The organism is Lacibacter sp. (genome assembly GCF_057361365.1).
Window position 1 is genome coordinate 28,935 of sequence record NZ_JBMQSG010000004.1, and the last position, 12,409, is coordinate 41,343.

At 39.6% G+C, this 12,409-nt stretch carries 10 protein-coding genes; all 10 read left to right on the plus strand.

What is annotated here, in order from left to right; genetic code table 11:
- Window positions 1-154 precede the first annotated feature (154 nt).
- Window positions 155-3,223 carry a ligand-binding sensor domain-containing protein gene (locus ACO1QW_RS01915; RefSeq protein WP_486255179.1) on the plus strand — a complete coding sequence of 1,023 codons (3,069 nt, stop codon included), beginning with the start codon at window positions 155-157 and terminating at the stop codon, window positions 3,221-3,223.
- A gap of 5 nt (window positions 3,224-3,228) precedes the next feature.
- Window positions 3,229-4,338, plus strand: coding sequence for an acyltransferase family protein (locus tag ACO1QW_RS01920; RefSeq protein WP_486255180.1), 1,110 nt, complete (start codon window positions 3,229-3,231; stop codon window positions 4,336-4,338).
- A 69-nt stretch (window positions 4,339-4,407) separates the two neighbouring features.
- Window positions 4,408-5,040 (plus strand): response regulator, encoded by a 633-nt coding sequence (locus ACO1QW_RS01925; RefSeq protein WP_486255181.1) that lies wholly within the window; start codon window positions 4,408-4,410, stop codon window positions 5,038-5,040.
- Window positions 5,041-5,048: 8 nt separating this feature from the next.
- Complete coding sequence (locus tag ACO1QW_RS01930) at window positions 5,049-5,585, plus strand: GNAT family N-acetyltransferase (protein ID WP_486255182.1); 537 nt, start codon at window positions 5,049-5,051, stop codon at window positions 5,583-5,585.
- 276 nt (window positions 5,586-5,861) lie between these two features.
- A complete protein-coding gene (locus ACO1QW_RS01935) occupies window positions 5,862-6,440 on the plus strand; it encodes a Crp/Fnr family transcriptional regulator (RefSeq protein WP_486255184.1) in 579 nt (192 codons plus the stop codon).
- Window positions 6,441-6,510: 70 nt separating this feature from the next.
- On the plus strand, window positions 6,511-7,104 hold the full coding sequence (locus ACO1QW_RS01940; RefSeq protein WP_486255186.1) for a DinB family protein: 594 nt from the start codon (window positions 6,511-6,513) through the stop codon (window positions 7,102-7,104).
- Window positions 7,105-7,252: 148 nt separating this feature from the next.
- Complete coding sequence (locus ACO1QW_RS01945; RefSeq protein ID WP_486255188.1) at window positions 7,253-7,537, plus strand: hypothetical protein; 285 nt, start codon at window positions 7,253-7,255, stop codon at window positions 7,535-7,537.
- Between the two features lie 377 nt (window positions 7,538-7,914).
- Window positions 7,915-10,449 (plus strand): phosphoenolpyruvate carboxylase, encoded by a 2,535-nt coding sequence (locus tag ACO1QW_RS01950; protein ID WP_486255190.1) that lies wholly within the window; start codon window positions 7,915-7,917, stop codon window positions 10,447-10,449.
- A 121-nt stretch (window positions 10,450-10,570) separates the two neighbouring features.
- Window positions 10,571-11,446, plus strand: coding sequence for a carbon-nitrogen hydrolase (locus ACO1QW_RS01955; RefSeq protein WP_486255191.1), 876 nt, complete (start codon window positions 10,571-10,573; stop codon window positions 11,444-11,446).
- 68 nt (window positions 11,447-11,514) lie between these two features.
- Window positions 11,515-12,409 (plus strand): agmatine deiminase family protein (locus ACO1QW_RS01960; protein WP_486255193.1); only part of this gene is annotated, 895 nt, incomplete at its 3' end.

Sequence of the window (12,409 nt, forward strand, 5' to 3'; positions counted from 1 at the left end):
ACATGTTGAAATGGTATTCAGGCATTGCCTGAAACCCTTGCTGACACTACATTTTGGTTTGGTTACAGCAATAGCACCACATAATCATGTGGTTTTGCATTGGAGGAGGCCGAATATTGAAACCGTTGTTTACATTTGAAGAAGTAACAACCGCATGAGAGTATTTGTATCCTTTGTTTTTTTCCTGTTTGCTGTGCTTTCTCTTTCAGCGCAACGTTTTTCTTATGCATTCAACCGCATCAGTACCGATGATGGTATCGGCCTCCAATCAAATGTGATTTATAGTATTTACCAGGATAAGAAAGGTTACATATGGGTGGGTGGAAGTAATGGTGTGCAACGTTTCGATGGCGCCAAGTTTGTAACGTTTAGCCCCGATGGTACAAAAGGCGATCCATTGCCAACCGTTACAGTAAATCAAATTTTACCTGCAGATAGTAACAGCATGTGGCTGGCGGCTTATTCTGTAAAGGAGTTTGGTATTTTTAATCCTTCCACTTACAGCTATCGGAAAGTGCCTGTCAAAACTTCTTCAGCAATGCCCCCACGTTCGGAATACAGGATGTGGCAGGATGCGTATGGTGAAACTTATATTAATATTCACCATTATGGAAAAATACTACGGTACGATAAAGTAGTAAATGCATTTACAGAAAATACTCCACTCAATAATTTGCCCAAAAAGTGGAAGGCAACCTTCAATACATTTCATGATAAACTAAAAAAACAATACTGGATTGTTTGTGATAGCGGTCTTGCAGTGTATGATGAAGCAAGCAAGCAAATGTGGAACAAGAATTATAATCCTGCTAACCTTGCTTTGTTGAATAATACAAAAGTACAATCAAGTGTTTCTGATTTTTATATTGATCAGCAAAGAAGACATTGGGTATTTAATTGGGCAGGCTCGCAACAGTTTAATTGTTTTGATGCAACAGGTAAATATCCATTGAATGATACTGCAGGGCTTGCCGGTGTAAATACTTCTTATGCTGAGCTGCGGAGTTTTTATCAAACAAAGAATGGTATTTTATGGATTTATGGTGCCGGCAATTTGTATAGTCTTGATAACAGGAAAGATGCCATCGCCAAAAACTTTCAGCTGCACCGAACACAGCATCTCGATAACTACGGAATACGCTATGGCGCAGTGAATCAATTATTCGAAGACAGGGATGATGTTGTATGGATCGCTACCGACCAGGGTTTGTATTACACGTCAACATTCTCCACTGATATAACAAACATTTATTTATCGCAATTGCCCGGGTATTATAGTGTAACCGATCTCACAGAATTACAGAATGGCGACTATTGGTTGAGTACATGGGGTAAAGGTATTCTCACCTTTAATAAAAATTTCAAAACTTATCCCTCGCCTCTTTATAAAAACATGCCATCGTTCGATGATGTTACCGAAACTAATTACAGGTTAACATGGAGCATGTGTCAGCAAAAGCAAACAGGAAAAATTTTTATTGGTTGCCAGAACGGGCAGTTGATGATCTATGATCCTGCTACCGGTAAAACAGATTATCAACGTCCTGAAATTTTTGATAAGCGTACCGTGCGATATATTGTAGAAGATAGTCAGAATAAACTTTGGTTTGGTACACAGGCCGGCCGCATTATTAAATATGATGGTACAGATTACAAATTAATACTTGATCTTGGACAAGGTGCTATCATTTACAAAATACTAATTGACAAACAAGGATGGGCATGGATCGCCACGCAGGACAAAGGTGTATATGCCATCAATACAGTTACAGATAAAGTTGAACAGCACTATAGTTCCGATGAAGGCGAAGGCCAGTTATTCGCTAACACCTGTAATGATCTTGAGCAATTGAATGACAGTATTATTTATGCAGCAACGGAAGCACTCAACATCATCAATAAAAAAACGGGTAAAGTGCAACAGGTTACCTGGCGTGAAGGATTGCCTTCAAATTCAGTCAAACGATTACGGCTTGATAGAAATGGTTATCTATGGATCATTACTCATAAGGGCTTGTCACGTTACGATCATGTGCGCAGGCGTTTTACCAGCTATGGTAACAAGGATGGCATTTTAATGGGTGAAGTAACAGATAAAGCTGATTATATATGCAGCGATGGATTTGTGATGTTTGCAGGCGTAAACAGTTTGCTGTTTTTTAAACCGGAAGTATTTCGCCGGAGTAGTCCGCCGCCCGATGTTACATTAACAGATTTTATGTTGGGAAGCGAATACCAATTGCTCGACTCATTACAACGTTTGCCCGAAGTAAGATTAATGCCTGATCAGAATAATTTTACTATCAGTTTTGCCTGTCTTGATTTTATGAACAGGGAAAAATTCATTTACTATTATAAAATGGAAGGCCTGCATGAAGATTGGATAAGAGCCGACCGTTTATCTGTTCCTTTTACTGCATTAGCACCGGGGCATTATACCTTTAAAGTAAAAGCAGAAAGCCTTGATGGACTGGAATCGAAAAATATCAGCAGCTTAAACATTTTCCTTAAGCCACCTTTCTGGCGAACAAAATGGTTTATTACCACCTTGCTTTTAATTGTGGCATTGGTTGCGTATAGTATGCACAGGCTTCGTCTTAATCGGTTATTTGCTGTGGAAAAAATACGTAACCGTGTTGCACGTGATCTGCACGATGATATGGGAAGCACACTCAGCACCATCAATATACTTAGTTCAATGGCAAAAGCAAAATTGAATTCAGATACCATTAAAACCGGCGAATACATTAATAAAATCAGTGATAACAGTCAACGTATGATGGAAGCGATGGATGATATTGTATGGGCCATCAAACCTGCCAATGATACTATGCAAAAAGTGGTGGCACGCATGCGTGAGTTTGCAACGAATGTATTTGAAGCAAAAGAAATTGATCTTGAGTTTAAAGCTGGTGAGGATGTAAATGAAGCAAAGATTGATATGGAAGGTCGACGGGATTTCTTTCTCATTTTTAAAGAAGCGGTAAATAATGCAGCCAAATATTCAAAATGCAGTAAGGCCGTTGTGCATGTATTTGTCGAGAACAAAAAACTCATTTTGGTAGTGAAAGATAACGGAGTTGGGTTTGATGTAAAAACAGCAGATGGAGGAAATGGATTGGGCAATATGCAAAAACGTACCGATTCATTAAACGGAAAACTTCAACTAACATCAAAAGAAGGAGAGGGAACGGAAGTGCGATTAACTGTACCATTCAACTAACTGCAATGACCCGAACACTCAGTCAAAAATTCCGCTTCTTTACGTTTGTGTGTATTGCACTGCTGGCTTATGTGCATGGGTATAATTTAAATGATACTTACCTGGCGCCGTTCAGCACAATGCAGGAGCCGCTTACTTTCACAACTTTTTTCGAATACTTTATTGCCAATGGTTTGCTTCGTTTCCGTATACCCATGTTGTTTATCATTTCCGGTTATTTATATGCCACTTATGATCATAGGCCGTACAAGCAGCAGGTGAAGAACAGGTTTCGTACGCTTATCATTCCTTATTTTATCTGGAGTGCATTGGGATTATTGTTTACATTTTTATTACAACAGTTTCCTTACACTGCAAACGTGGTTTATGCATCACAACTCGACCAGTTAGGAAGGAATATTCCGTATACTGAAATTGGCTGGCTTGGCATGTTAGAACGATTAGTGCTGGCGCCTATTTCGTACCAGTTGTGGTTTATTATGGCATTGTTTTTCTTTAACCTTCTTTATCCTGCAATTCGCTGGATGGTTGTGAAGCTGCCTTATATCTGGTTGCCATTTACTTTCGTGTTGTTTTTTATTACAGTCTTTAATATTCCGTTTATTGATTTCAGGGGACTGTTTTTCTTTTCACTTGGTGTTTGGATACAAAAAAGAAATTTCTCGATTGAAACAGAACCAAAATGGTTCAGTCTTGGTTTGGCGCTCATTCTTTTTGTGGGCCTGTCGATCATAAAAACTTTTATGGCCTTTGAACTGGAGCCGAATGTATGGTCATCATGGATTCCGCTCATTATTATTTACCAGCTTTCTGTTCTCGCAGGTATCATGGCCATGTGGTTTGGTGCCGATAAAGTGATCAGGTGGTTCACCCAAAAAGAATGGTTCAACTATGCAAGTGGTTTTTCTTTTTTCATTTTCGGAATGCACGTACCGCTACTTCCGTATGTAATGAAGTGGGCGTTAATGAACAGCACAGCCATTCCTTATTATCGTTTGGTTTGTTACCTGTTTATACCCTTCATTACACTTTGCATTTGTATTTGGGTGGGAGCTATGTTGCGAAGGTTTGTTCCAAGAGCGTATGCAGTGATGACCGGCGGACGAGGATTCTGATAAACAAGCACATATTTATGTGATTGGTAGTGGAGAGGTTAATGTTAAATTTGTATAAACAATAACAACATGATAAAAGTAATGCTGTATGAAGATAATCCGCAGCTGCGTGAGGGTCTTACGATGCTGATTGACGGGAGTGATGGATTTACAGTATTGGCTTCCTATAAAAACTGCGACAATGTAACCGATGAAGTGGATGCCTGGAAACCGGATGTTATCTTGATGGATATTGATATGCCCGGCACCAATGGTATTGAAGGATTGAAAAAAATAAGAGCAAAGAACAGCGATGTAAAAATATTGATGCTCACTGTTTTTGATGATAACAAAAATGTATTTGAAGCCATACGCAGTGGGGCTAATGGTTATGTACTTAAGAAAACGCCTCCTGCTAAATTGCTCGAATATATAGAAGAAGCTGCAAGCGGCGGCGCACCTATGACGGCATCTATTGCAACACAGGTGCTCAAAATGTTTTCACAAGTAAGCACTACACAAAATGAAGATTATAATTTAAGCGACCGGGAAAAACAGGTGTTGCAATTGTTGGTGGATGGGTATAGTTATAAAATGATTGCATCTGAAATGTTTATCTCCATTGATACCGTTCGCAGTCATATCAAAAAGATCTACGAAAAGCTCCACGTAAATTCAAAGAGTGAAGCAGTAGCAAAAGCATTTAAGGATAAGCTGCTGTAAATTGCAGTATGAACTTTCCCGTTTTACAAACAGAACGTTTATTGCTCCGCAAGGTTGAGCAAGCAGATGCTGCTGCTGTATTGCTGGGCTATAGCGATCCGTTGGTGAACAGGTATATGTCGGTAGCGTATCATTCACTCCCTGAAGTACAGACTCAACTCGATTTTTACAATTCAATTTACGAAAACGGCACTGGTGTTTGGTGGGCCATCTGTCCTAAAGATGATCCTTCAATTGTTGTTGGCAACGGAGGATTAAATAATTACAGTGCACAACATCGCTGCATTGAAATTGGTTATTGGTTATTGCCTCCAATGCAGGGTAAAGGATTTGCGGGTGAAGCAGTCAGGGAAATATGTAACTACGCTTTCAAAAAACTTGCCGTTCATCGGATAGAAGCCATTGTAGAAGAAGGCAACGAAGCAAGCATTACATTGCTGGAAAAGCTTGGTTTTACCTGTGAAGGCACACATCGTGAATGTGAAATAAAAAACGGGAACTATATTAGTCTAATCTGCTACGCTTTACTCAATCCAACTCATTAGCGGCAACAATATGTGATGCTGTATCACATCATTTCATGCAACGGCATCTTCAATTCACACAACTATGCGATTGATTCCGGTGTTACTCCAATCTATCTTCACATCAGTTTCGTTTATACCATTACTAAAAACATTTTTTATGAACGACCTAATGTGGGCTCATATCTATGTTGTACCAACAGGCACAGGCTTTGGTTACCTGTTGATCAATTGTATAGCCAATCCTGAAAATAACTGACCTGGTTTTGCCCAAAGGCATTTCCTATCTTTAACAAGATGGAAATTGAATTGCTTAAAAAATTTGTGCAGCAGATATCGCCACTCCCTGTAGCAGAGTTGGAACGCTTTACATCCGGCTGGCAGCCATTGACCGTTAAACGGAAAACAATTCTTACAGCTGCCGGTGAAACAGAGCGAACTCTTTATTTTGTATTAGAAGGATTGCAGCGGGCTTTTTATATTGGTGATGGAAATAAAGAAGCCACCATCGTCTTCACTTACCCTCCTTCTTTTAGCGGAGTGGCGGATAGCTTTCTTACACAAACTCCCTCTTTATATTTTCTTGAAACCTTAACAGCCAGCCGGTTCTTACGCATTTCGTACGATGCGGTAGATCAAATGGCAAAGTCTTCACCTCATATTCAGCAATTGTTATTTAAAGCAACCGCATATGCGTTAAAAGGTGCGTTGCAGCGGCACATCGAACTGCAATGTTTTACCAACGAAGAAAAATTCAGAACGCTGCTGCAAAGAAGTCCGCACATTCTCAACCTGGTGCCGCATAAATACATCGCTTCTTACCTGGGCATGGATGCCACTAATTTCAGCAAACTGCTTGGCTCTGTTAAACTCTGATCTGTAAATCTTGGTTTTTACCAACAATCATCTTGTTGCTACAATTGAAATTTGTAGAAAATTACGAGATATGAAACAGATCAACAGCTACGTATTACTTGAAATTTTACAAACCCATGTGCGTGAAATATTGCTGCAATGCACCGCTTTACAAAACCGTAATGCAAATTTGCTCTTGCAGCAACCACAACCGGGCAAATGGAGTGCGGCGCAGGTGCTGGAGCATTTGAATATTTATGCACGCTATTACATCAATGCAATTGAAACATCGCTTCATCATAATCAATCAGGACAGTCGGTGAATTTCAAACCTGGTTGGTTGGGCAATTACTTTACTAACTTGATGAAACCCACAGATGATAAGAGCATAAAAAGTAAAATGAAATCTCCGGCAAATGCAGTTCCTTCGGCTCAACCCGATGTAACAGCAATGTTGAGTGAGTTTATCAATCATCAACATCATTTGCTTAACCTGCTACAAATTGCCCGAACAGCAAATCTTGAATACAATCGTGTTCCTATTTCATTGACCAAACTCATTAAACTGAAACTGGGCGACACCTTCCGTTTCTTTATTGCCCATGAGCAACGGCATTTCCTGCAAATTGAAAAAACCTTGAAACAGGTGGAAGAAAACCGACTGTCGGTTTTATCGGCAGCTTGATCATTTTTCACATCTATATGTGGTTTCCGAAACAAAGCGAATGAAGAATATTTGCCCGGCAGTAATAACTGTTAAACCTTATCATCTTTTATAAACGTTCATGCAGCGGAATGTTATCGAAAGATGTTGAATAGTAAAATACAAATCTATGCGATGCACTTTTACCATCATCAGCCTTATCATTTTATTTGTCAGCTCCTGTAAGAAACCTGCAAACGAGCCCCGGCAAGTATTAAAGCAAATCACAAAAATTTCATCAAGCCCTACGGATTTTCGATCGTATACTTACGATGCAAACAAGCGACTAACCAATCATACCAGCCAGTTTATAAATGGAAACGGCACTTCTGTGATGTCTGTTGATTATTCGTATGTTAATGGAGTGATCAATACTGCAACATCGCCCGGTGCATTTGCTAACTATGAGAAGTAGTGATGAGAAATAAAACTTCGTTTTCAGATAAAGCGATGACGTTAACGCACACCGTGCAGAACGACCTGTTTCAATTTACTACCGTTCATTTGCCTGGAGTGAAAATAAAAACAAACAATAGCAAGCATACAACGCAATCCTGCTTTTTGCAGGCAACTGATGACAAACATTTGTTTAACCATGAACCCTTATTAATCGTAAACGGCCTTTAAAAACACTTCTTCGTTATTAGTCACACCTATAATTCTTCAGTCTGATCTTGAAAGACACAGCCGCCCCGTAAGGCGGCTTTATCGTTTGCGTAAACAAATTTTTTCAACCCTTCATTTCTTTTTATCTTTCGCACCACGATTGCCTGCTTTTAAAACAGGATTACCATGTCATTTTCACATGCAGCAAGTCTGCAACAATTTAAGAACCTCGTAGGGATCAGGTTTCAACTCTACAACAGTTTATTTACATCTCTTCCGTTTCATCGTATTGAACGGACAGGTATTTTATTGTCTTTACTTCTCACCAATAGTGAAGATGGGTATAAGAAAAAACTTAGCCCTGTTGAAATACTTGAAGATTTCTTCAACCGTCACACAACGTATCAAAAAGAACAGGAACAGATCGATCTGCTTTTTCGTTTTGTGCAATATGCCGAGCGCCAGATCGTATTGTTTGATGCGTTGGAAGATGCGTCATTTCGTGAAGTAAATGATATGCAGGGTTCCGGTTCATTAAAACAACTGTTTAACGAAGTACAGTCAAAACATAAAGAAAAAGAACTGGAGCAAAAGCTGAATGACTATTGTATTCGTTTAGTATTAACAGCGCATCCTACCCAGTTTTATCCAGGCTCAGTGCTTGGTATTATTCATGACTTGTCGAAAGCCCTAAGTGATAATAATGCAGGGCTTATCAATACGTACCTGCAACAGTTGGGTAAAACCCCTTTCTTAAAAAAGCAACGCCCCACTCCGTATGATGAGGCTGTAAGCTTGATCTGGTACCTTGAGAATGTTTTTTATGCAGCTGCAGGAAAAATTTATACTTCTATTAAAACGCAATTGCAGTTAGGGATTGATTTCAACCAACCACTCATCCGCATGGGATTTTGGCCGGGTGGTGACAGGGATGGAAACCCATTTGTGGTAACCGACATTACATTGAAAGTAGCATCGCTGTTGCGTGGCTCAATTATAAAATGTTATTACCTGGAAGTGCGCCGTTTAAAACGCAGGCTCACGTTTACAGGAGTTGATATTTTACTCGCCGGGCTGGAGAAGAAATTATATGATAATATTTTTATTCCCGGTCATACAACAAGTTTAAGCAAAGATGAAATTCTTGCTACGTTACTTGAAATACGCAGCATTCTTATTCATCAGCACAATGGTTTGTTCCAGCTATCGGTTGAACAACTCATTAACCGGGTTCAGTTATTCGGTTTGCATTTTGCTTCGCTGGATATTCGCCAGGATAGCTCCGTGCACAAACAGGTATTGGCAAACATTGCATCAAAAGAAAGCAATGTTGATTTCCCTTACTTACCGGGCTATAAGATCAACACTGAAAATAAAGCCACAGATGAATTGGTGAAAGAAACACTGGATGTAATGAAAAACATCCGCAACATTCAGCAGGCAAATGGTGAAGATGGATGTAACCGTTATATTATCAGCCAATGTACAAGCGCTGAAAATGTAATGGAAGTATTCCAGTTGTTGTTGTTAAGCGGCTGGAGTAAAGAAGTTATGCCAATTGATATTGTTCCTTTGTTTGAAACAGTGGAAGATCTGCAACAAGCTCCTATCGTTATGAAAGCGTTGTATGAAAATGAAGCGTACAAAGAGCATTTATTACAACGCAAGAAACAACAAACCATCATGCTTGGTTTCAGCGATGGAACAAAAGATGGTGGTTATCTCATGGCCAACTGGGGAATTTTTAAAGCAAAAGAAGAACTCACCCGCATTTCAAGTGAGTATGGTTATAATGTTGTGTTCTTTGATGGACGTGGCGGCCCTCCTGCACGTGGTGGTGGTAAAACGCATCGCTTCTATGCATCAATGGGCAAACAGATTTCAAATAAAGAAATTCAGTTGACGGTGCAGGGGCAAACAGTTAGTTCAAATTTCGGCACACATGATTCTGCGCAATTCAATATTGAGCAATTGCTTAATGCAGGTATCAGTAACGATCTATTCTCATCCACCAAAGCACTGCAAAAAGAAGAAGAAGATTTGATTGTGGAAGTAGCGAAGAATAGTTTTGATGCTTATGTTGAATTGAAGAAGCATCCATACTTCATGCAATACCTGGTTGATGTGAGTCCGTTGAAATATTATAGCGATACCAACATTGCCAGTCGACCTGCAAAACGTGGCGGCTCATCACGCCTTGAATTGAAAGACCTTCGTGCCATTCCTTATGTGGGTGCATGGAGCCAGATAAAACAAAACGTAACCGGTTATTATGGCGTAGGCACGGCATTAAAAGCCCTGGATGATCAAGGGCGTTTTGGAGAAATAAAACAACTCTATCAAAATTCACTGTTCATTAAAACATTGATGGATAATTGTGAGATGGCGATGAAGAAATGTTTCTTTCCGTTAACTGAATACCTGCGTGATCATCCGGTGTATGGGGAAATATGGCAGAAGATTTACAACGAATACGAACTCACGAAGAAGTATGTGTTATTGCTGAGCGGCAATACAGAGTTGATGGAAGATTATCCTGTTGAACAATTATCTATTCAAATGCGTGAACGTATTGTGATGCCACTCATTACCATTCAGCAATATGCTATTGCCAAATGCAGGGAGTTAAACGGACAGCAATCGCCACATAAAGCAGCATACGAAAAGCTCATCATCCGCAGTTCTTTTGGTATTATTAATGCGGCTAGAAATTCGGCGTAAGTAATAAATAACTTGATATTGAAAATCCGTGTGGTAAAAGCTACACGGATTTTTTTTGTTCGACCGTCTGTTATCCACACCTCCCAACTATTCTGTACTTTTGCACGTCATAAGAAACACTATGGGTAAAGTACAAGTAGGGTTGTTGCAAATGAATTGCACAGCCAATAAAGAAGAGAACCTGCAAAAGGCTATTGCTAAAACAAGAGAGGCTGCTGCTAAAGGTGCACAGATCGTTTGTTTGCAGGAGTTGTTTACATCGCTATATTTCTGCGATGAAGAAAACTATGATAATTTTTTGCTGGCCGAAGCTATCCCCGGCCCGTCAACAGATGCATTAAGTGCTGTTGCTAAAGAATTGGGTGTGGTGATCATTGCATCATTGTTCGAAAAACGCACACAGGGTTTGTATCATAATACAACAGCAGTGCTTGATGCTGATGGTACTTACCTGGGCAAATACCGCAAAATGCATATTCCTGATGATCCGGCTTATTACGAAAAATTTTACTTCACACCGGGTGATCTTGGTTATAAAATTTTCAAAACAAAATTTGCGAGCATTGGTGTACTCATTTGCTGGGATCAATGGTATCCTGAAGCTGCACGTATCACTGCATTGATGGGTGCCGAAATATTATTCTACCCAACAGCAATCGGCTGGTCAACACAACAAGACGATGCAACCAATACCGAACAATACAACGCATGGCAAACTATTCAACGAAGTCATGCCGTTGCTAATGGTGTGCATGTTGTGAGTGTAAACCGTGTAGGTCTTGAACAGGATGGTGCTATGAAATTCTGGGGCGGTTCATTTGTAAGTAATCCGTTTGGCACCTTGTTATATAAAGCATCACATGATGCAGAAGAAGTGCATGTGCAGGAAATCGATCTGGCAAAGAGTGATCGCTACCGTACCCATTGGCCATTCTTAAGAGACAGAAGAATTGATTCCTATCAGCCAATTACAAAAAGATATATTGATGAAGATTAAACTGTTCATAGTTGATGGTTCATTGTTCATAGCAAGAGCTGTCGACCATGAACTATTAATAAAGAACAATGAACTCAAAACTTACTCCTAAAGAACTCGGTTACTATTTCCCTGCTGAATTTGCACCGCATGTTGCCACCTGGTTAAGCTGGCCACATAAAGAAGCAAGCTGGCCCGGAAAAATTCATACCATCTTCCCTTACTACGCAGAGTTTATTAAAACACTCACATTAGGTGAACAGGTGCGTATTAATGTTGCCGATGAGGCAATGAAAAATTTTGCATTAAGTCATTTGCAAACTGCAAATGTTGATCTAAGTAAAGTGGAATTCTTTTTTCATCCAACAAATGATGCATGGTGTAGGGATCATGGACCTGCATTCCTCATCAACCCCAATGCAGAACAGAAAAAAGTAATTGTTGATTGGGGTTATAATGCATGGGGTGGAAAATATCCTCCGTTTGATCTCGATGATGTTGTACCAACACTTATCGGTAAGCATTACAATATACCCGTATTCAATCCGGGCATCGTTATGGAAGGCGGCTCTGTTGAATTTAATGGCAAAGGTACATTGATGACATCAACAGCATGTTTGCTGAATAAAAACCGTAATCCCCATTTGAATCAACAACAAATTGAAGAATACCTCATCAATTATTATGGTGTTGAACAAATACTCTGGATCGATGAAGGTATTGTGGGCGACGATACTGATGGTCATATTGATGATACCGTTCGTTTTGTAAATGAAGACACCGTATTAACAGTGATTGAAGAAAATAAAGCCGATGAAAACTATGATCTTCTTCAACACAATTTAAAGCAACTGCAAAGCATGCGTTTGTTAAATGGCAAACAGTTGAATATTGTTGAGCTACCTATGCCTGATGAGTTGGTGTACGATGATCAACGACTCCCCTGCTCTTATGCAAATTTTTATATCTCCAATAAACATGTGA

Coding starts and splice junctions, on each gene's coding strand:
- ACO1QW_RS01935 (WP_486255184.1), top strand. CDS start 5,862: ATGGAAATTGAATTGCTTAAAAAATTTGTGCAGCAGATATCGCCACTC.
- ACO1QW_RS01920 (WP_486255180.1), top strand. CDS start 3,229: ATGACCCGAACACTCAGTCAAAAATTCCGCTTCTTTACGTTTGTGTGT.
- ACO1QW_RS01925 (WP_486255181.1), top strand. CDS start 4,408: ATGATAAAAGTAATGCTGTATGAAGATAATCCGCAGCTGCGTGAGGGT.
- ACO1QW_RS01950 (WP_486255190.1), top strand. CDS start 7,915: ATGTCATTTTCACATGCAGCAAGTCTGCAACAATTTAAGAACCTCGTA.
- ACO1QW_RS01915 (WP_486255179.1), top strand. CDS start 155: ATGAGAGTATTTGTATCCTTTGTTTTTTTCCTGTTTGCTGTGCTTTCT.
- ACO1QW_RS01930 (WP_486255182.1), top strand. CDS start 5,049: ATGAACTTTCCCGTTTTACAAACAGAACGTTTATTGCTCCGCAAGGTT.
- ACO1QW_RS01955 (WP_486255191.1), top strand. CDS start 10,571: ATGGGTAAAGTACAAGTAGGGTTGTTGCAAATGAATTGCACAGCCAAT.
- ACO1QW_RS01945 (WP_486255188.1), top strand. CDS start 7,253: ATGCGATGCACTTTTACCATCATCAGCCTTATCATTTTATTTGTCAGC.
- ACO1QW_RS01940 (WP_486255186.1), top strand. CDS start 6,511: ATGAAACAGATCAACAGCTACGTATTACTTGAAATTTTACAAACCCAT.